Source organism: Propionivibrio sp. (genome assembly GCF_016790145.1).
Classification (GTDB): Bacteria; Pseudomonadota; Gammaproteobacteria; order Burkholderiales; family Rhodocyclaceae; genus Propionivibrio.
The window spans coordinates 36,244-57,270 of record NZ_JAEUOI010000096.1 but is presented as its reverse complement, the minus strand read 5'-3'; the positions used below and the strand labels follow the sequence as shown (position 1 = coordinate 57,270).

At 59.2% G+C, this 21,027-nt stretch carries 17 protein-coding genes; 2 read left to right on the top strand and 15 right to left on the bottom strand.

Annotated features, from left to right (window positions below; translation table 11 throughout):
- The 4 genes from JNM42_RS08610 to JNM42_RS08595 form a co-directional block, all read right to left on the bottom strand.
- A partial coding sequence (locus tag JNM42_RS08610) for a methyl-accepting chemotaxis protein (protein ID WP_294268324.1) occupies positions 1–1,125 on the bottom strand: 1,125 nt, incomplete at its 3' end.
- Between the two features lie 250 nt (positions 1,126–1,375).
- Positions 1,376–3,568 carry an EAL domain-containing protein gene (locus JNM42_RS08605; protein ID WP_294268323.1) on the bottom strand — a complete coding sequence of 731 codons (2,193 nt, stop codon included), beginning with the start codon at positions 3,566–3,568 and terminating at the stop codon, positions 1,376–1,378.
- Between the two features lie 46 nt (positions 3,569–3,614).
- Positions 3,615–6,356 (bottom strand): PAS domain S-box protein, encoded by a 2,742-nt coding sequence (locus JNM42_RS08600; RefSeq protein WP_294268321.1) that lies wholly within the window; start codon positions 6,354–6,356, stop codon positions 3,615–3,617.
- 9 nt (positions 6,357–6,365) lie between these two features.
- Positions 6,366–7,469 (bottom strand): ABC transporter substrate-binding protein, encoded by a 1,104-nt coding sequence (locus JNM42_RS08595; protein ID WP_294268319.1) that lies wholly within the window; start codon positions 7,467–7,469, stop codon positions 6,366–6,368.
- Between the two features lie 302 nt (positions 7,470–7,771).
- Between JNM42_RS08595 and JNM42_RS08590 the strand changes: the two genes are divergently transcribed.
- The gene (locus tag JNM42_RS08590; protein WP_294268317.1) at positions 7,772–8,704 is read left to right on the top strand and encodes a DMT family transporter; all 933 of its coding nucleotides are present in this window, start codon (positions 7,772–7,774) and stop codon (positions 8,702–8,704) included.
- Between the two features lie 80 nt (positions 8,705–8,784).
- Here JNM42_RS08590 and JNM42_RS08585 read toward each other — a convergent pair whose 3' ends face one another.
- On the bottom strand, positions 8,785–9,249 hold the full coding sequence (locus tag JNM42_RS08585; RefSeq protein WP_294268314.1) for an Lrp/AsnC family transcriptional regulator: 465 nt from the start codon (positions 9,247–9,249) through the stop codon (positions 8,785–8,787).
- Positions 9,250–9,425: 176 nt separating this feature from the next.
- On the opposite strand from JNM42_RS08585, the gene leuA reads away from it, so the two are divergent.
- Positions 9,426–11,114 (top strand): 2-isopropylmalate synthase, encoded by a 1,689-nt coding sequence (gene leuA, locus JNM42_RS08580; protein ID WP_294268312.1) that lies wholly within the window; start codon positions 9,426–9,428, stop codon positions 11,112–11,114.
- A gap of 270 nt (positions 11,115–11,384) precedes the next feature.
- Here leuA and JNM42_RS08575 read toward each other — a convergent pair whose 3' ends face one another.
- The 10 genes from JNM42_RS08575 to gshB all read right to left on the bottom strand — a co-directional run bounded on the left by JNM42_RS08575 (position 11,385) and on the right by gshB (position 20,945).
- Entirely contained in the window at positions 11,385–12,080 is a 696-nt protein-coding gene (locus JNM42_RS08575; protein ID WP_294268310.1) for a PEP-CTERM sorting domain-containing protein, read from the bottom strand.
- A 345-nt stretch (positions 12,081–12,425) separates the two neighbouring features.
- Positions 12,426–13,157 carry a uracil-DNA glycosylase family protein gene (locus tag JNM42_RS08570; RefSeq protein ID WP_294268309.1) on the bottom strand — a complete coding sequence of 244 codons (732 nt, stop codon included), beginning with the start codon at positions 13,155–13,157 and terminating at the stop codon, positions 12,426–12,428.
- A complete protein-coding gene (locus tag JNM42_RS08565) occupies positions 13,150–14,433 on the bottom strand; it encodes an AmpG family muropeptide MFS transporter (RefSeq protein WP_294268307.1) in 1,284 nt (427 codons plus the stop codon). The genes JNM42_RS08570 and JNM42_RS08565 overlap by 8 nt, the downstream gene beginning before the upstream one ends.
- The gene (gene metW, locus JNM42_RS08560; RefSeq protein WP_294268305.1) at positions 14,430–15,062 is read right to left on the bottom strand and encodes a methionine biosynthesis protein MetW; all 633 of its coding nucleotides are present in this window, start codon (positions 15,060–15,062) and stop codon (positions 14,430–14,432) included. Before metW ends, JNM42_RS08565 begins: the two co-directional genes overlap by 4 nt.
- Positions 15,059–16,186, bottom strand: coding sequence for a homoserine O-acetyltransferase (locus JNM42_RS08555; protein WP_294268327.1), 1,128 nt, complete (start codon positions 16,184–16,186; stop codon positions 15,059–15,061). Before JNM42_RS08555 ends, metW begins: the two co-directional genes overlap by 4 nt.
- Before the next feature lie 270 nt (positions 16,187–16,456).
- Positions 16,457–18,199 (bottom strand): phosphoenolpyruvate--protein phosphotransferase, encoded by a 1,743-nt coding sequence (ptsP, locus tag JNM42_RS08550; protein WP_294268302.1) that lies wholly within the window; start codon positions 18,197–18,199, stop codon positions 16,457–16,459.
- Between the two features lie 7 nt (positions 18,200–18,206).
- On the bottom strand, positions 18,207–18,476 hold the full coding sequence (locus JNM42_RS08545; RefSeq protein WP_294268300.1) for an HPr family phosphocarrier protein: 270 nt from the start codon (positions 18,474–18,476) through the stop codon (positions 18,207–18,209).
- 23 nt (positions 18,477–18,499) lie between these two features.
- Complete coding sequence (locus JNM42_RS08540) at positions 18,500–18,889, bottom strand: PTS fructose transporter subunit IIA (RefSeq protein ID WP_294268298.1); 390 nt, start codon at positions 18,887–18,889, stop codon at positions 18,500–18,502.
- Positions 18,890–18,957: 68 nt separating this feature from the next.
- The gene (locus JNM42_RS08535) at positions 18,958–19,995 is read right to left on the bottom strand and encodes an FAD:protein FMN transferase (protein ID WP_294268296.1); all 1,038 of its coding nucleotides are present in this window, start codon (positions 19,993–19,995) and stop codon (positions 18,958–18,960) included.
- Positions 19,977–20,945 (bottom strand): glutathione synthase, encoded by a 969-nt coding sequence (gshB, locus tag JNM42_RS08530; RefSeq protein WP_294268293.1) that lies wholly within the window; start codon positions 20,943–20,945, stop codon positions 19,977–19,979. Before gshB ends, JNM42_RS08535 begins: the two co-directional genes overlap by 19 nt.
- Between the last annotated feature and the right edge of the window lie 82 nt (positions 20,946–21,027).

The window sequence follows — 21,027 nt, the reverse complement described above, 5'->3', positions numbered from 1 at the left end:
GATCGAGGAAATCTGGTTGGCGCGTTCCTCCAGCTTGCGAATGCGCCCGGAGGCGTCGCTGACGCGCGTTGCAATCTCCTTGATTTCATGCGTGGCCGTCTCAACCCGTCCATAGCCATCCTCGGACAGGCTGACCGAGGTGAGTGAGTTCTCCTGGGTGTCTTTCGCGCTGTCGGAAATGTGATTGATGCTGACCGTCATTTCTTCGATCGCTGCGGCCATCGTCTGTGTGGCATCGGATTGCCTTTCGGAGGCAATGGCCACCTCGCGTGAAGCGGTGCTGATGCTTTCAGCGCCCTTCGTAAGCCGGGTCGAGCTTTGGCTGATTTCCGACACCATGGTGCGAATCGCGCCGACCATATCTCCCAACGAAGCCAGCATGCTGCCTTTGGGAGCCGAGCGCATTTCCACCGTCAGATCGCCGCTGGCCGCGCGTGACATCAGTTCGATGGCTTCGGCCGGTTCGCCGCCAACCTGGCGCAGCACGCCGCGGGCAATGGTAAAGCCAAGCAAGGCGATCGCCACCAGCAGCACGCCGGTCACTGTCAGATCCTTGGCCAGTCGGTGATTGAACTCGGTGTCAATGTCATCCATGTATACACCGGTACCAATGACCCAGCTCCAGGGGTCGAAGGTTTTGGCAAACTGCAGCTTTTCGACAGCGACCTTCTCACCCGGACGCGGGAAGGCGGTATCGATAAAAGCACCGCCCGGAGCGGACTTAGCCCCCGCGATAATGTCTTTCAGCGCAAAACGTCCTTGCCCGTCCACAAACTTCTCCAGCACGTTCTGGCCGATCAATTCGGTTTTGACGTGTGCGACGAAGACCCCTTCCGTCGTAAGCGCATAAACATAATCTGTCTTGCCGTCGGCTCCACCGTAGCGTGCCGCCAGCAGGGTGTCGATGACGGCCTTCTGCGCCTGCTCGCGGGTCAGCGCTCCGGCCACCTCCTGCGCATGATAGAAAGCCGCCGTGTTGTGCGCCGACTCGATGATTGACTTGATCAGCACCTTGCGCCCCTCGGTCAGATCGCGTTTGGTGGCAAAGGCAGACAAGCTGGCGATAACCACCATGCCGAGCAGGGCGGCGACGACCAGAAGGATAATTTTTGTTCTTAGTTTCATGCGATCAAGCATCATCATCTCCTTAAAAATTTGTTATGCAAAATAGTCCGCTCAGCCAAACCTATTCACAGGTACTTCGAGTACTTGACGTTATCGCCATGTAATGACTGAAATGTTCATATATATGATCAAGTATCTTCTGTAACCATATGTAAAGCAAGCGTATGTTGCACAATAAACAAAAAATCCAACACTCTTCAGCAAATTAACAATCCGGGCAATGTAAATGAGGGGAATCCAGCCATGGCAACTATCTGTCCTGTAGAAACGCAGCGAACTGCTCGCTCGTCAGAGGCCTGGAGAAAAAATACCCCTGTCCATCGCGACAACCCATGCTCAGCAGCGTGTCACGCTGAGCCTGCGTTTCGATACCCTCGGCGATTGATTCGAGCCCAAGCTGCCCCGCCAGTTGCAGCACCATTCCGGCGATGCTGTAATCCTCATGTAGGCTGTCTTCGCCACTGACGAACGCGCGGTCAATCTTCAAGCGGTCTACATTCATCTTGCGCAGAATGTTCAGCGATGAATAGCCCGTGCCGAAATCGTCGATGGCGATGGCTACGCCTGCGGCACGAACGGCTGCAAGTTTCTGCCCGATCAATTCAATATCATCGATGGCCACTGACTCGGTCAGTTCAATCTCGAGATTGGCAGGATTCACACGGTGCTCATCTATCGCATTGAGCAGTTTCTCGACAAAATCAGGTTCACGAAACTGGACGTGCGAGACGTTGATGGCCATCCTGAAGTCGTGATGGCCGAGTTCGACCAGACGTTTGAGAAACTGCAATGCACTGAGGGTAAGCCAGTCGCCAATGGGCACCATCAGGCCAGACTGTTCGGCGACAGGAATGAAGCTGTCCGGGGCGATAAATTCCCCCTGCTCCGTACGCCAGCGTAGCAGCGCCTCGGCGCCGACAATGCGGCCACTGGCCAGTTCGATGAAAGGCTGATAAACGAGGAATAATTGTTCTGCGGAAAAGGCCAGGCGCAGTCGGCTCAACATCAGCATGCGCTCGCGGGCTGCGGTGGCATGGGCGACCTCGAAGTATAGCGCCTTGCCGCGACTGAAGGTCTTGGCCTTTTTCAATGCCACACTGCCATTCCTGAGCAGTTCCACCCCTTTGAGCGAGGAATCGTCAAGCCTGACCAGACCGCTGGTCACTGATACACGAAGGTTCTCATCGCCGACATCGAATGGCGTGGAAAAAACATCGGTAATGCGTTCTGGATTGACTTCGCTTTGTGACCCCAGTAGGCCGAAAACATCGCTCCCGACACGGGCAACGACCACTTGCGAAGTAAAGGCATGACGCAAACGCCTTGCTACCACACGTAAAACGGCATCCCCAAAATCCTGGTCAAGAATGCTGTTGATGTCGGAAAAGCCGTCAATATCGACCAGCGCCAGTGTATCCAAATGGTCCGGGCGCTGATCGATGCGCGCCAGAAAATTGTTGCGATTAGGCAGGTTCAACAGCAGGTCTTCGTAGGCCAGAGTGCTGATCCGCTGGTAGAGCTGAGTGTTTTCGAAAGCGACAGAAATGTTGCTGCAGAATACCTCAAGCAGATTTCGATCCAGTTCATTGATGTGATGATTGACACCAACAAACGCCGCCAGTGAATGATCTCCGGGAACGCTGAAAAAAAGGCAGGTTGTTTCACCAAGAACATGGTTGCGCTCGGCCAGCGTCCTTGTCAAATCCTGACGTACCCGTTCGTCGGGAATGGAAGTCAAGGGCTGGCCTATCCAGTCCGAGTAACGCCCGGCGGCGGCCAGAACGTAGGGCGATACACCGGAAACTTCGGCTGCAGCACAAACAACGCCCTCCTCGCTGACCCTCAGCAAGGCACACAACTGGGTGACAACTCCTTCGGCAAAACGACGCAGGCCTCTGGGCTTGCACAGCTCGGTGCTGGCCGCCACAATCAGCTCAAGACCGCGCCGATTGGCCTCAAGTTGATGAATCTGCCAGTACGAGCGAATGGCAACGGTCAGGCTGGTAAACAGCCGTACACGTGTCAGCTCCGATTTGGTCTTGTAGTCGTTGATGTCGTACAAACGAATGGTATCAATCTCGGGGGCATAACCCGGTTGCCCGGTACGCAGAATGAAGCGCAATGCCCTGTTGGCAAGTTCATTGCGAACGTAGCCGATCAATTGCAGACCGGCATCGTTGGATTCCATCACCACGTCGAGCAAGACAACGGACAGATCCCTGTGCTGGCGAAGGCAGTCCCGTGCTTCCGCCGCCGAAAAGGCGTGCACAAACTCCAGTTGCCGCCCCTCGATGGCAACATCCTTCAAGGCCAGCAATGTCGCCTGATGGACATCAGGTTCGTCATCGACAATGAGCACCCGCCAGATCGGATTGCCATCCGTCGGCAGCGGCTCGGGTTCGTCAATGAAAACCAACACATCATCAGGGCTTGCTGGAATCATGATCGAATAATTTTTGACAAATTAATTTAATTAGCAGCTTACCACGCTAGTCTTGCAAGACAGTCTCTGCGATTACGGGAGCGCTCTGTGGCAGGTCAATAACAAACTCGGTTCCGTTGCCGTGATCGCTGCTGACTGCGACCCGGCCACCGAGCAAGCCGGTGACCAGGTTGAACAGGATATGCAGGCCAAGTCCGGAGCCTCCCTGGCCGAGACGGGTAGTGAAAAATGGTTCGAATATCCGCTCCAGATTCTCTGCTGGAATGCCTGTGCCGTCGTCACTGAAGCGTAAACGGACATTGCCCGATAGCGGTGCGCTGGCTTCTATCCGTATGCTTCCGCGATCTCTTCCTGCGAACGCATGAATCAGCGAGTTATTCACCAGAATCATCAGCACCTGCGTCAGCGGCCCAGGGTATCCGTCCATGAGAATTCCTTCGGGAACCTCATTTTTCAGCTCGACCGGTGACTTGCGGATCGCCGGAGTCATGACCAGTCGCACCTCCTCGACCGCTTCACGCAGATCGAAGGTACGCCGCTGATAACTCGCCTGATCGACGGCGATCTGCCTGAAATTGCCGATCAATTCTGCGGCACGATGCAAGTTCCGCTCGAGTATGCTTGCCGCTTCGCCCAGGGTGTCAATGAAGGCATTCAGGGAAGATCGGGTGAGCCCGGATTGCAGTTGGCCACTGATCTGCCGGTGGTGATCGAGTAGCGTACTGGCAACCGTCACGGCGTTGCCAATCGGCGTGTTGAGTTCGTGCGCGATGCCGGCCACCAGGTTGCCCAAGGCCGCGAGTTTTTCCGACTGTACAAGCTGTTTCTGTGCCGTCCTGAGGTTTTCCACGCTCGCCGCGAGCTCGATGTTGGCTTCGGACAACTGCCCGGTACGCCGGGCCACGCGCTGCTCCAGATCGGTATTGAGTTCGCGAATCTCGTTTTCGATGCGTCGCCGTTCGGTGATGTCGACCGTCATCATCAGCAACAAACGATTGCCGCGAATCTCGGTGATCTGGGCGGAAATGCTGCACAGCATCCGCCGCCCGTCTCCGGCAAGCAGTTCGGCCTCCATCACATCGGGAGTACTGCCGCTTCTCAATGCGGCGAGCAAGAAGACGCGGTCAGCAGGATCAGCCCACAAACCCATTTCGAGTCCGTTGAGACCGGCGACATCCTGTCGCCGACGCTGGAACTGTCTCTCCCAGGCGGCATTGACCGTGATCACTCTGAAATTATTTTTGACGTCGGTCACCGACATGGCCGCCGGCGAGGCGTTGAAAATTGCCTCGAGTTTCTTTTCGCTGTCCAGCAGATTGGCCTCGGCACGCTTGCGTTCGGTGACATCGACATCCATGCAGACGAATATCTTGCTGTCGCCCTCGCCGGGAATGGCGAAGGTCGTCGCCAGCACCACGATCTCGCTCCCGTCCTTCTTGCGCAGTGTAAACTCGGCGGGGCCGAAGGGCTTCCCGCTACGCTCAATATCACCGAGTACGCCGATGAAATCGTCAGTCTGCTGCCGGTCCGGATACATCAGCAGCTTCTCGCCAATGACCGCGCCAACGGCCTCTGCCGCAGTGAATCCGTAAATGATCTCCGAGGCCTTGTTCCAGTACAGTATGCGTCCGCTGGCGTCAAACCACTGAACCGCGATCGACGGCGTGTTCTCCAGCGTGGCGCGCAGCCGTTCTTCACTGCGTGCCATCCCGGCTTCGCGGGTCTGGATTACCTCGACCATGCGCCCAAGATCCATCGTCAACTGATTCAGTTCGCTAATGGCCCCGCGGCGCGGCCACGGTGAACCGTAGTCGCCCTCGATGACGCGGTGAGTTCTCTCGATCAGCGCTTTGAGCGGGCGCACCATGCGTGCGGCCCACAAGGGTGCAAGTATCAAGCTCAGCAGCAGCGATCCGGCAAACCCACCGACGACCAGAAAAATCGTCGACAGATACCTGGAGCTCCCCGTGCCGGAGGGCGCCGCCGTAGTGATCACCCAATTCAGATTACTGGCCAGCACGCCCCCTACCAGGAAACGTTCACCTTGAGAAATCTCGTACTCGGGCAGTGCTCGGCCGGCAAGAATCGCCTGGAAGGTGGGCATTGCGGCATAGTTGATAAAGCGCCCCGTCGGATTGTCACGCGAGGCCGCCAGCCACTGACCCTGACGATCGATAACGAGCACGAAGGACTCGGAACCCGGATCAAGACTGCTGAACATTGACAGTACGCGTTCCAGCGCGACCTCGCCAATGACAACCTTGTCGCCAGTCGGCACGGCAACGCCGACAGCGAGTTTGCCGGAGATCGCCGACAGAAAATTGTCGCTCCAGATTGCCGGTGCGACATCTCCCTTTGCTGTCGCTGCCGCGCGCGCCGACTGGAACAGCGGGATGTTTGAAAAGTCCGCGCCACGCAGTTCCGCCTCGGCCTGCCGGCGGGTGCCTGGCAGGCCGAGAGCCTCCACACTGCCATCGGCGGCCACCACATACGCGGCCTGCATTGTTTCACCATCGCCGACTACGGCTTCAAGGAAGGCCTGCAGTTCGGCGGGCGATCGATTGGCCACCAGTCGAGCCTGCGTCCTGATCTGCGCCTCGATGCCGGCCATGTAGTGGTCGAGCAGGCGTGACGCATTCACCGCCCGTTCCTGCAGGTCGGCACGGTTATTTGCCTCGATCTGCGGCAGGCGGTATGCCAGAATCATACTGCCGACCAGCGCAAAGGTCAGCGTGACTGCCGTGACCAGCAGCAGGATCAACGATGTTCGCAGCCGCAGTTCGCGCATGCGATGAGTCTACTCGACAAGGACTAAACGACCGTTGCGCACGACCGAGATGTGGGTTTGGCGCTGGGCGTCGCCGTAGCGGTCGAAGTTCCAGCGGTCCTGTAGTCCCTCGTAGGGGCCGGCGGTAAGCAAGGCTTCCTTCAGCGGCTGGCCCTTGCCCGCCTTGGCCAGCGCCGTGAGAATCGACCGCGTCGCGTCGTAGGCGGCGACGCTGGCAAAGCCCGGCTCCTGCTTGAAGCGCGCCGTGTAGGCCGTGGAAAATGCACGATAGCGCGGCGAGGCATCGTCGCGATTGAAGAACTGCGTCAGCGTGACGCCTTCGACCGTGCGTCCGCCCAGTTGGATCAGGTGCTCGGTCGCGGCCCAGGTCGACGTCGTTACCGGCAGCGTCAAACCGAGATTGCGGGCAAGCTGCGTCAGGCGCACCGTATCGACGGCGTTGGCGACCAGGTGCAGCAGATCCGGCTTCGCTTTGGCGATTTTCGTGATCGCCTCGGTGTAGCTGGCGTCGTCACCCGACGTGAAGCTGGCCTCGGCGACGACCTCTCCGCCGAGCGCGGTGAAATCCCTGCGGAAGTGCCCCGCCCAGTCTGCGGTATAGGCACGATTGCTGAGGTCATTGACGATGGCTGCGCGACGAACCCCGCGGGCGTACTCGAATGCTGCGCTGAGCCGGGTACTGGTCTCCACCGACGGTGCCACCTTGAACAGAATGTCATCCTTGCCGGACAGCGAGGACGCAGTGACGGTCGGGCTGACCACGACCATGCCGGCGCGGGTAGCCACAGGTAAAATCGCATCGCCCATCGAACTCGTCATTGGCCCAATGATGGCTTCGACGCGTGCTGCGATCAGCGCCTCGGTCGCCTTGACAGCGGCGGCAGCCTGCTGCTCGTCGTCGTAAATCAGCAATTCGATCTTGCGCCTGTTGACGCCGCCAGCCGTATTGGCCTCCTCGACAGCCAGCAAGGTGCCGTTGCGCCCGGCCTCGCCGAGGTCGGCGACACGGCCGGAGAGCCCGCCGAGAAAACCGAGTTTCAACGGCTCCGGCGGAGAACAAGCGGCCAGTGCCAGCAGCAGAGCCAGGCCAAAAAAACGACTATACACTTTCATATAATCCTCCCAACCCGCCTTGAGCACTGCAAACATATCGCTTACGGGTAATGACATGGGGAATGATAACAACGACCCGCATGAAAACCTAGTATATGCAAACGATTGCTCTGCTTCCCGTATTTCATGACAAGAGCGGGTGAAGTCACCAGGCCGGATACCCATACGCCCATCTCGTCAGACTGATTGTCTGTATCAAGAGTGCACTTTGTGTTAACCTGCGTCGCCCTGTTGCACCTGGGCTGAACAGCCCATGGCTGCACTATTCTCCGATGCACTTGAACCCGCACGCTTGATCCCTCATGCCCTGGAAGCATTTTTCTGCCGAACGTCTTGGCGTCGCCTTCTCCATCCTCGCCGCGCTCGGTTTCTCGTTCAAGGCGATTTTCGTCAAGCTGGCCTATGCGGCGGCACCGGTCGATGCGGTGACGTTGCTTTCGCTGCGCATGGTGTTTTCACTGCCGGTCTTTCTCTGGGTCGGATTCCACTCCAGTCGCTCGGCGCCGCCGCTGACGCGGCGCGACTGGCTGATGCTCATCGTGCTCGGCCTGCTGGGTTATTACGGCGCCAGCCTGCTCGACTTCATCGGGCTACGCTATATCACTGCCGGGCTCGAACGCCTGATTCTTTTTACCTACCCGACGCTGACGATACTGATCGGGGTACTGTTCATGGGCCAGCCGCTGGAGCGGCGCGAGGTGGGTTCGCTGGTGCTGTCGTATTCCGGAATCGCCCTCGCCTTCGCCCACGACCTTGAGCTGAGCGGCGACAGCGCGAGCGTCCTGCTCGGCGCGACCTTCGTCTTCGCTTCGTCGATTTCCTATGCCTTCTATCTGGCCGGCAGCGCGCCAATGATCCACCGTCTCGGCGCAGCGCGCTTCACGGCGCTGGCCATGCTGGTGTCGACGGCGGCGACGCAAGCGCACTTCTTCGTCGTGCAGCCGCTGTCGGCACTCAGCCAGCCGTTTACCATCTACGCCTATGGTATTGGCATGGCACTCTTCTCGACCGTGTTGCCGGTATTCATGCAGTCGGCGGCGATCCGTCGCATCGGTTCTTCCAGGGCGGTGCTGATCGGCACCCTGGGACCGGTGCTGACTATCTTCTTCGGCTGGTGGCTGCTCGGCGAACCGCTTTCGCTGTCACAGATGGCCGGTGCCGCGCTGGTACTGACCGGTGTCTGGCTGGTGTCGCGGCGCCAGGTTTTTGTGAAAAAAAATCCATCGCCGAGGTGAGTGCAGTAAATACCCCTGGCAAGGGCGGATTAAACCTGTTAACCGCAGTCAAGTGCGACAACCGCGAAAAAATCCTGAAGCTATCCCACCGGCACTGCCGTCTTGTCGACCACGCGACGAAGAACGAAGCTCGAATGTACGCCGGTCACGCCCTGTATGCGGTTGATGCGGTTGAGCAGGAGTTCCTGAAAGGCATCCATGTCCCTGACGATGACCTTGATCTGGTAATCGGCATCCTGCCCGGTGATCAGCAGGCATTCGAGCACCTCGGAGATCTGGCTGATTTCTTTCTCGAAGTGTTCAAAGCGCTCCGGCGTGTGCTTGTCCATCGAGATGTAGATCAGCGCCATCAGCGTATAGCCGAGCGCCTTGGCGTTGACCAGGGCTCGGTAGCCGGTGACGATTCCCGCTTCCTCGAGTGCGCGCACGCGGCGCAGGCAGGGTGAAGGCGAGAGGCCGATGCGATCCGCCAGATCCTGATTGCTGATGCGTCCGTCCTGCTGAATCACCTGCAAGATCTGCCGGTCAAAGCGATCGATTTCCATGATATGGCCACCAAGTTTATTATTTAGCAATTATAAATCGTAATAATAATAATATAAGCAATATTATTCCTAATTACAGGCTAGGCTTACTACAAAACGCAAGCACTTGCCGTGCATCATTCGCTATCATCTCTCCATCGAAACAGGCCTCTGCGCCGACTTGAGGAGTACCGATCATGTTGAAACAACCCGCCACCAAATACACCGCCTTCCCACCGGTCAACATCGACCAGCGCCAGTGGCCGAGCCGCAGCATCACCAGCGCACCGGTGTGGATGAGCACCGACCTGCGCGACGGCAATCAGGCGCTGTTCGAGCCGATGAATGCCGAGCGCAAGATGCGCATGTTCAAGACACTGTGCGAAGTCGGCTTCAAGGAAATCGAAGTCGCTTTTCCCTCGGCATCGCAGACCGATTTCGACTTCGTTCGCAAGCTGATCGAAGACAAGCACATTCCGGACGACGTGACGATCGAGGTGCTGGCGCCGGCGCGTGAAGCGCTCATCCGCCGCACCTTCGAGTCGTTAAAGGGCGCCCGCCGCGCCATCGTGCATATCTACAACGCCACGTCGAAACCCTTCCGCGAGATTGTTTTCGGCATGAGCAAGGCCGAGGTGGTGGCCATGGCCGTGGCCGCCGTGAAGCTCGTCAAACAGCTCAGCGAGGAGAATCCGGCGACGGAATGGGTGCTCGAATACAGCCCGGAAAACTTCACCGCCACCGAACTCGACTTTGCACTCGAGGTATGCAACGCGGTCAGCGAAGCCTGGGATGCGAGGCCGGACAGGAAGATCATTCTCAATCTGCCGACCACGGTGGAAATAGCCACGCCGAATGTTTATGCCGACCAGATCGAATGGATGCACCGCAATCTCGCACGCCGCGACAGTATCCTGATCAGCCTGCACCCGCACAACGACCGCGGCACGGCGGTTGCCGCCGCCGAACTGGGCCTGATGGCCGGTGCCGACCGCGTTGAAGGCTGCCTGTTCGGCAACGGAGAGCGCACCGGCAATGTCGACCTCGTCACGCTGGCGCTCAATCTCTACACCCAGGGCGTATCGCCGAATCTCGACTTCTCGGACATCAACGCCGTCGCGCGCAACTTCGAATACTGCACGCAGATGCCGATCCACCCGCGCCATCCCTACGTCGGCGACCTGGTGTTCACGGCCTTCTCCGGGACGCACCAGGACGCGATAAAAAAGGGCTTCTCCGCACAGGAGGCCGATGCGCTCTGGAACCTGCCCTACCTGCCGATCGACCCGGCCGATCTCGGCCGCAGCTACGATTCGGTGATCCGTATCAACAGCCAGTCGGGCAAGGGCGGCGTCGCCTATCTGCTTGAAACCGAATACGGCGTGGTCATGCCGCGCCGCTTGCAGGTTGAATTCTCGGCCGAGGTTCAGCGCTATACCGACCAGCACGGCGGCGAGATGGAAGCGTCCGACATCTGGGCGCTGTTCTCGCAAACTTACCTTGAAGCAGGCAACCCGGTCAGCTACGTCAAACATCAGCTCTTTGAGGACGGAGCGGCGCAGGGTATTCGCCTGACCGTAGAGATGAACGGCGAGACGCATGTGCTGACCGGCGAAGGCAATGGCCCGATCGATGCGGCCGTCCATGCCTTGCGCAAACTCGGCATCACGCTGCAGGTGCGCAGTTATGAAGAGCGTTCGATGGGCAGCAGCCGCGAAGGCGGCGACGCCAAAGCCTGCGCCTTCATGGAGGTCATGCAGGCCGGCAACGAACGCGAATGCTACGGCGTCGGCATGGATGCGAACATCGTCACCGCTTCGATCAAGGCGCTGATGAGTGGCGTGAACCGCCTGAACATCGCCGGCAGGAACGTCAAGGCTGCCTGAGCATCAGCGCGAAGTCACAAAGTTCGCCAGGTGAACCGGCACCATCGGCTTCCTGGCGAACTTTGTGCCGCGAAGCAAATCTGGCTGAAGGGAATGCAGAGCCTGCACCTGGACGCTGTCGCGCCTTTGAGGTTTGGGTATCCGTAGTCCGTGATAGATATGCAGCAGCCATTGACGTCAGAGTTACCGACTTTGGCAGTCGGCCATTAACAGACGCCATAAAAAGACGAACCCCGCCCTAGCGGGGCTGTCATTCAGGTTGGTAGCTTATCAGGCGTTCAGTTTTCTGCGCCGGACAAGAAATCCGATCAACCCCAGACCCGCCATCATCATGCCGTAGGTTTCGGGTTCGGGGACCTGTCCCACGTAGAACACCTTATAGCCGTTGCCGTGTTCGGCATTCCATGCTGGATCGACATACGGTGTTATCGAGGCGTACAGATCCGCTCTCGCCCATGCGCCCGGCCCGATATCGTTCCGGGTGATCGACGACAAGGACGTGTAGATGCCAACGCTGCGTACATCGCCGTAATAGAAATTACCAGATAGATAGCCGTCTTCGTTATAAGGACGCCAGTTCACACTGTCAAGGTAAAACGCCATTTTGTCCGGTTCGTTGGTGTTCCAACTGGCAGGAACTTTCCCGAACTGCTCCGTCAGAGTACTGGTGTAATGAACCTTGACGGGAACGTACATTTTCTCCGCCGGGGGAGAAAACCCCGGTTTTGTTCCAACATAGAAAGAACTCCATGTACCAGCGTGCGCCCCGGACGCGGTTCGAAACGCACCATTGTTAGAGGCGTAGGTCGATATGGTGATGAAAGGATTGGCTCCGCCGGAAATGCTCCCGCCACCCGCCGACGCCATAAAAGAAAGCACGCCGTCGCTATAACTATGGGCAATACTTACAGCCAACGTGGGGGAGGTTGCGCCGTCGTCGTATCTGAACCCTTCGCTGGTTTCCATTGAACCATCCACGCTGGCAGATGGGCTGGCGACCGAGAGACCCGGGATTACAAGCGCAAACGCCAAGGCAAGATGGGCTACCGGAAACCGAAGTGATTTCATGACAGGCTTGGGTAACATGGCATTCTCCCACTAGTTTTATTGATAACTAAAACCATGCTAGGAACAATGTTACTTGAAGTCAATAGTCCATTAGGACTAATCAATGAGGTGTCGTTTTCATAATTGATGGCCCTGAGGGCAAGGCTTCAACCGCTGCGAAGACGACCGTAAGGCAAGAAATCGAGTGCGCCGGGTTCAACGGAAACATTCGGTTGGCTCGACAGCGTTTTCAGCCTGGGCAGTTCACCAGATTCCGAGCGCCGTCAGTTGCCGGGTAGCCGCTTCGGCCCAGCCGCGGTTGGCCGCCGGACTGGCCGGGCTGGGATGCAGGACTTTCCCGAGGCTGACGTTCATCCCGCTCAGAGCCAGCGCGGCACGCGCTTCGGCAAAGCCTCCGATTCCGATCACCCAATGCGGCTTGAGTATCGCCACGAGTTGCCTGAGATGTGCATCGCAGGCGGCATAGAGCGGCGCGGCCTCGTCGGCTGGCAGTTTGTCCGGAGTCAGATTCCGGCTGTGCTCGAAAAAGGCCAGCGGGCAATAGTTGGCCACAAAATGCTCGGCAAAGAGGGCCTCGGCCGTGCCGAAGCGCTGTTGAAACAAAGCCCACAAGCGCCGGCCGCTGACTTCGGAACGGGTACAGGCGAAGCCCTCGATCGGCCGTTTTGGATTTTCCAGCGCCGGCCTATCGACTTTTGCGTCGATTCCCATCCAGTCGCGCACGGCGGCGATCTCGCCGAAGGGAACGCCGCATTGCACCATGCCGAAGGGGCCGGGATTCATGCCGATGAATACCACCTTCTTGCGGTTGGCTCCGTAGCGGCGCAAATACAGCTCATGCGGCGCCCAGGCGTAGTCCAGCGGGTTGTAGCGGTGTGAAACCGGTGCCGCAAAATCAAGCCTTTCGACCTTGGCCGACAACTCGCGGGCGGCGTCGACCAGTGCGTCGGCAATCGCCGAATCCGTCTCACGCACCTTGCGCCCCTTTCACCGGCGCTGCATTCCATGGTGCCACGCGCGAAAGCAGGAGCATTCCGGGAACCGCCAGCGCGGTGCACAGCAGGAAGAAATTGAACCAGCCCAGGCCTTCCACCAACCAGCCGGCCGAGGCATTGATGAAGGTGCGCGGAACGGCGGCCAGGCTGGTGAACAGGGCAAATTGCGTTGCCGTGTAAGCCGGGTGCGTCGAGCGGGCAATGAAGGCGACAAAAGCGGCAGTGCCCAGGCCGACGCCGAGCGCCTCGACGCCGATGACGGCAGCAAGCGCCAGGCGCTGGTCGATGCCGATCGCCGTCTGCGGCCCGAGCCAGGCCAGCCAGGCGAAGCCGAGAATGGAAACGAGTTGCACGACGCCGAACAACCACAGTGCGCGATTGATCCCCAGACGCACCATCCACAGACCGCCGAGCAGACCACCGATGACTGCCGGCCACAGACCGGCGTGTTTGGCGATCAGGCCGATGTCGGTTTTCGTGAAACCCATGTCGAGATAAAAAGGGGTGGCCAGCGCCGTGCACAGCGAGTCGCCCAGCTTGTAGAGGAAAATGAAGGCCAGCACCAGCAGCGCGCCACGCACACCGTTGCGCCCCATGAATTCGTTGAAAGGCTCGACCACCGCCTGGCGCAGGGTCTTCGGCGCGGCATGCGCCGCCACCGGCTCGCTGACCCGCAGGATCATCAGCATGCCCGGCAGCATGAAGGCGGCGGTGATCCAGAACACCTGCGACCACGGTAGCAGGTCGGCAAGGATCAGCGACAGCGAACCCGGCACCAGACCGGCTACCCGATAGGCATTGACATGCACGGCGTTGCCCAGACCCAGTTCGACATCGGACAGCAACTCGCGCCGGTAGGCGTCGAGCGCGATGTCCTGGGTGGCCGAGAAAAGTGCGAGCAGCGCCGCGAGCCACAGCACCGGGACGATGTCGGTGCCCGGCGAAAGCCCGCCGAGCAGTCCAATGCACAGCAGCAAGCCAATCTGCATGAGCAGCGACCAGCTACGCCGGCGACCGAGTATGGGCAGGGCATAACGATCGAGAAAGGGCGACCAGAGAAATTTCCAGGTGTAGGGAAACTGGATCAGCGCAAAGAAGCCAATCGTTTTGAGGTTGACCCCCTCGCTGCGCAACCAGGCGGGAAGCAGGTTGAGCAGCAGGTAAAGCGGCAGCCCCGAGCTGAATCCGGTAAACACGCAGATCAACATCTTGCGCGTCAGCAGGACGCGCAAGGACTCCGGCAAGGCAATGCTCATCCGCGCCGGCGGCCGAGGCGGTAGAAGGCCAGACTGCCGTTGAGATTGGGATCGTCGCTCACCAACTGCCCGGCTTCGTCAAATGCCAGCCGCTCGCGGATCTCGATGTCCAGCTTGCGGCACAGCGACTCAAAATCGGCGAGGGTGAAAAAACGTACGTTCGGCGTTTCATACCAGGCGTAAGGCAGGTCTTCGGAAACCGGCATGTGGCCTTCGGCAATCGCCGCCCGGTTGGCGCGATAGGCGAAGTTGGGGAAACTCACGACGGCCTCTTCGGCAACGCGCAGCATTTCGCCGAGGATGCGTTCGGTGGCGTGCATCGCCTGCAGCGCCTGGGAAATGATGACGTGATTGAACGACTGGTCCTCAAAACCCGAGAGGCCGCCCTCGATGTCGATCTGGATCACATCGACATCGTTGCTGATGCAGCCGAGCACGCTGCCGTGATCGATCTCGACTCCGTAACCGATGACTCCCTTGGTTTCGCGCAGATAACGCAGCAGCTTGCCGTCGCCACAGCCCAGGTCGAGTACGCGCTCGCCCGGCGGAATCCAGTTGGCGATGACGGCAAAGTCGAAACGTTCTCGTTCCTTGGCCGTAAGCGGATTGTGCGGATTCCCATTGCTCATGTCGATATGTTCTCCAGATAAGCGCGCAGCACGGCGTGATAGTGGGCGTCATCGAGCAGAAAGGAGTCGTGCCCGGCGTCGCAATCGATCTCGGCGTAGGCGACATGGCGCCGGTTGTGCAGAAGGGCGAAAACGATCTCGCGCGAACGTGCCGGTGCAAAGCGCCAGTCGGTCGAGAAGCTGGCGACAAAGAAGCGGGCGCTGGCACGCGCCAGGGCAGCAGCGAGATCGCCCTGGTAGGCGTAGGCCGGATCGAAATAGTCGAGCGCCTTGGTTGTAATCAGATAGGTATTGGCATCGAAGAAGCTGGCGAACTTGTCGCCCTGATAGCGCAGGTAGGATTCGATCTCGAAGTCGACGTCATAGCTGAACTGGTGTTCGCCATGATGCAACTGGCGACCGAATTTCTCGCCCATCTGGCTGTCCGACAGGTAGGTGATGTGTCCGACCATGCGCGCCAGCCGCAGCCCTTTGCGTGGCACCACACCGTGTTCGGCGTAGTGGCCGCCATGAAAGTCGGGGTCGGAAAGGATGGCCTGCCGGGCCACCGCGTTGAAGGCGATGTTCTGCGCCGAAAGCTTGGGTGCCGAGGCAATCACCATGGCGTGCCGGATGCGCTCCGGAAACTGCAACGACCATTCGAGCGCCTGCATTCCGCCAAGGCTGCCGCCGATGACGGCGGCCCAGGTGTCAATACCGAGATAGTCGGCGAGCCGGGCATGTGCCGCCACCCAGTCCTCGACCGTGACCATCGGAAAATCCGCGCCGTAGCGCTTGCCGGTTTCCGGGTTGAGCGAGATCGGGCCGGTCGAACCGTAGCAGCCCCCGAGATTGTTGACTCCGACAACAAAAAACTTGTTGGTATCCAGTGGCTTGCCCGGTCCGACCAGGTTATCCCACCAGCCGACGTTCCTCGGCTCGCCGGCGTACACACCGGCAACGTGATGGCCACCGGAAAGGGCGTGACAAACCAGCACGGCATTAGTGCGTGCGCTGTTGAGCGTGCCGTAGGTTTCGAAGGCGAGATCGAAACCGGGCAGCAAGGCGCCACTCTTGAGCCGCATCGGCTCATTGAAACGGACTCGTTGCGGGACAACGACTCCGACAGAATTTTCTTTTGACATCATTATCGAATTGGAAAAATAAACCTAAAAACGCAGTTGAGCATAATGGCAATATCGTAGTCCCTCATCCCCGGCCCTTCTCCCGCAGGGCGAAGGGTGCAAACCCCCTCTCCCCGCGGAAGAGGGTTGGGGTGAGGGCCAAACACTCACCAAACTTGGTGTTGCGGCGGTCGCGCTCAACTGCTCCTTCTAGGATAAACCAGTCGGCCTGAAAAAACTGACCGGGCTGGCTCCATGCCAAGCGTGAGCATTCGCGACGTGTACGCTGATTCAGGCATTGAGGCGTTCAATCTGTTCCTGAATTTTCGCTGACTCCTCAAGACGCAGTATGCGACGTACGATCGGAATGACTTCGGAAATATTGCTCTGCTTCACTTTCTGCTTGACTGCGGGGATCTGCGCCGGATGCATCGAAAACTGGCGCAAACCCATGCCCAGCAGCAGGCGGGTCAGCTTGGGGTCGCCCGCCAGTTCGCCGCACATCGAAACCGGAATATTGACTTTCTCGGCGGTGCTGATGACGTGTGCCAGCAGCATCAGTACCGCGGGGTGCAGCGGATCGTAGAGATACGAGACCTGCTCATCGCTGCGGTCAATGGCCAGCGTGTACTGGATCAGGTCATTGGTGCCGATCGAAAGAAAATTCATGCGGCGCAGGAATATGCCGACCGCCAGTGCCGCCGCCGGAACCTCGATCATCCCGCCAATTTCGATACTCTCGTCGAAAGCAATCTTTTCCCCGCGCAGGCTGGATTTTGCCTGCTCCAGCGCGGCCAGTGTCTGGTCGATCTGATGCGCGTGCGACAGCATCGGGATCAGGATCTTGACCTTGCCCAGCTTGGAGACGCGCAGGATGGCGCGCAACTGCGACTGGAACGTTTTCGGTTCGGCCAGCGAGAGACGAATCGAGCGCAGGCCTAGCGCCGGGTTGTCGCGTTTTCGCTCACCGATCGCGTCGTCCGAATGAATGTTTTTGTCATTGCCCAGATCAAAGGTACGGATCGTTACCGGTCGTCCCTGCATGCCTTTGACGACCTTGCGATAAGCCTCGAACTGCTCGTCCTCGCTCGGCATGTCGCCGCGACCGAGAAAGATGAACTCGGTACGGAACAGACCCACACCTTCGGCGCCGCTTTCAAGTGCCACCGTAACGTCGCTTGGCTCTTCGATATTGGCGAGCAGATCGATTTTGACCCGGTCGAGTGTTGTTGAGCGCGTGGTTTTCAGCAGCTTGAGCTTCGAGCGCTCGATCTCGATCTGACATTTCTTGAGCTCGTATTCCTCCAGGATTCGCGCATCGGGGTTGACGATCACCACGCCGCGCGTGCCGTCGACAATCAGCGTTTCCTTGTCGCGAATCAACTGCCGGGCGTTGTGCAGACCGAGCACGGCCGGAATGCCCATGCCGCGCGCCAGGATCGCGGTATGCGAGGTGGAACCACCGACATCGGTAACAAACGAAGCGAAATTCTGGTCCTTGAAGGCCATGACGTCGGACGGGGAAAGATCATGGGCAACGACAATCAGGTTTTCTCCCTTGACCCCCTTGGCGGACTTGGCAGCGGCATGGCCCGACCGGCCAACCAGTTCGCGGACGATACGTTCGACGACCTGGCGCACATCGTAACTGCGCTCGCGCAAATAAACATCTTCGATCTTCTCGAACTGGGCGACCAGAAGCTCCATCTGCTGGACGATCGCCCATTCAGCGTTGCAACGCCGTTCACGAATGATTTGCTTGGGCACCTCGGAGAGCTCGGGATCGGACAGGATCAGCAGATGCAGGTCAATGAAGGCACCGATATCGGTCGGTGCCTTGCCCAGTCCATTCTTGATCACCCCGAACTCGGTGCGTACCTTGGCCAGTGCCGTTTCGAAACGGGTGACTTCCTTCTCCACCATGCGCTGCGCAATGACCAGATGCGAGACCTCAAGCGTTGCCTGCGAGATCAGGTGCGCCTGGCCAATGGCGATACCGTTCGAGACGGCGAGACCGTGCAGAGTGAAGCTCATGGTTTGCTTATTCTCCTTCGCCGAATTTGTCAGCGATCAGATTGAGGAGCGATTCGAGTGCCGCCTGCTCATCGTGGCCGATGGTTTCAATCACAATCCTCGATCCCTTGCCGGCCGCCAGCATCATCACCCCCATGATGCTTTTGGCGTTGATCCGGCGCGCCCCCTTCTCCAGCCAGACTTCGGAATCGAAGCTGCCGGCCAACTGTGTCAGCTTGGCCGAAGCGCGTGCATGCAAGCCCAGTTTGTTGACAATTTCGGTTTCAGCACGTGCCATCAAGATTCCAGTCGATCAATCTGCTAGGGTAGGGGCATGCAAATGACGCCATCGTGACCACCGCTGATGGCTTTTTGCAACAATGTTTCCATACTGCTCTTGCGATAGGTCAGGACGCGCAACAGCATCGGCAGACTGACGCCGGCAACGCCTTCGACCCGGCCCGGTACCAGAAGCTTCAAGCCGAGATTGGACGGCGTGGCGCCCAATATATCGGTCATGATCAACACCCCGTCGCCCTCATCAACCTCCCTCAATCGCAAGCGGGCGAGAGGCAGCATGTCCAGCGGGTCGTCCTGCGCGGCAACGCCGAGCTGGCCGATCAATGGCGGGCGTTTGTTGAGAACCTGGCACACGTTCTGAATCAGGCTTTCGCCAAACGTGCCGTGCGTTATCAGAAGAATGCCAATCATCGTGCGTTCCTGTGAGATCAGCCAGCATTCTAAGTGATTCCGTGGTTTTCGGAAGTGCCGGAACCACCTCAGGGAATTATTTCCGGCATTTTTGCTTGCGTACCGACGAATTCAAGGCGGCGATGCAGAGCGGAACTGATCTGCAGGCGTCCCTCGGAATCAATACGCAACACCTGGCCGACCCCCATCTTTTTCGCCAGCGGCGGCCAGTCGGGACCGGCGATGAAGAGTGGCTTGGACGCCGCATCGGAGAGCGTGCCCGCCGCCGGGCGCGGCGTAATCAGCACGGTCAACGACTGCGTGTGCATGACCGGCACGCCACTGCGCGGATCGAGCAGATGACAATAGCGCTTGCCGTCGAGTTCAAAGTAGCGCTGGTAGTCGCCGGATGTGCCAATGGCTTCGCCGTCGTTGAGCTCCAGCGTGGCCAGCGGCCCCGGCTGACGCGGATGCTGGATGCCGACGCGCCAGCGCTCGCCGTTCTTCGTTCCGAGCGCCAGGACGTTGCCGCCAATGTTGATCAATGCGTTACTCACGCCCTGCGCGCGCAGGATGTCCGCCGCCCGGTCAAGTGCAACCCCTTTGAGATAACCGCCGAAATCCAGCGCTACGGCACGGTTGCGGCTGCTCACGCGCAACCCGTCAAGTTGCAGGTCGGCAATGCCGGGATGAGCCGCACGCCACCTGGCGAGCAACTCAGGATCGGGCAGTTTGGCCTTGAATTCATCCGACTGAAAGCCCCACAGGCGGATCAGACCACCGATGCCGGGGTCGAAAAGCTGCTCGCCGTCCGCCGCAATGCGCTGTGCGTCGGCGATCAGAGCCGCCATCTCCGGCGTCACTTCCAGCGTTTTGCCGGCGGCGATAGACTCGTTCAGCGTGCTCAGGTCAGACGCCTGCCAGGCGTGGTAGGTACGATGCAGGCGGTCGAATTCGCGCAACACGGCCGCCGCCGCCGGACGCGCCTGCGCTTCGTCGAGGCCGGCGATCAGCACTTCGACACGGGTGCCGAAAACGAAGGACTCCTGATGGTGCAGTGGTGCCTTGGCGCAGGCCGCAAGAAAAAATACCAGGACAGCCAGATAAACTAGGCGGGCAGCGGGCATTCACGCTCCAGCGCGGCAATGAAAAAAGCGGCGGCGTCAAAACCCGTCTGTTCGCAGATTTCGACCATGCACGTCGGGCTGGTGACGTTGATTTCGGTGAGCCAGTCGCCGATCACGTCGATACCGACCAGCAGCAGTCCACGCGCTGCCAGTACCGGTGCAAGCGCGCCGGCAATTTCGCGGTCGCGGGCGCTCAGTTCGCGCGCCACACCGGTTCCGCCGGCGGCCAGATTGCCTCGCGTCTCACCCGCCCTCGGGATGCGTGCCAGACAAAACGGAACGACTTCACCGCCAACGATCAGAATACGCTTGTCGCCGTCGACGATTTCGGGGATATAGAGTTGCGCCATGATCGTGCGCGTTCCATCATGCGCCAGCCGGTCCTGCATCAAGGTCTCGACGATGACGTTGCGGTTCGGATCGTCGTGGCGGACACGAAAAATCTGGCTTCCGCCCATGCCGTCGAGCGGCTTGAGAATGACATCGCGCTGGTTGTCGATGAAGCCATGGATCCGGGCGGCCTCGCGCGCCACCAGCGTCGGCACCGCGAAGCGTGAAAATTCAGCGACGGCAAGCTTCTCGGAGTGATCGCGCAGCGCCTGCGGCCGGTTGAAAATTCGCCCGCCTTCGGCTTCGGCGCGGGCGAGCAGCCAGGTGCTGGTAATGTACTCGAAGTCGAAGGGTGGATCCTTGCGCATCACCACGGCGGCGAAATCGCGCAGCGGAACGACATGGCGGTCAATTTCGACGAACCACTCGGCATCGTCTACGAGCAGTTCCAGATGCACCGCTTCGGCGCACACGCCGTGCAGCGCCGACCAATGAATGGCCGACTGCTGAATCGCCCACACGGCATGACCGGCCGCCTGCGCCGCACGCATCATGGCTACGCTCGAATCCTTGTAGGCCTTCAGCGAATCGAGCGGATCGAGAACGAAAGCGAAGCGCATTTCATCAACTCCTGACGAGTGTCAAAGCGGGTATTCGGTTAACGAGAAAAGGCGAACCACCAAGACTTGAATCAATCTCAAC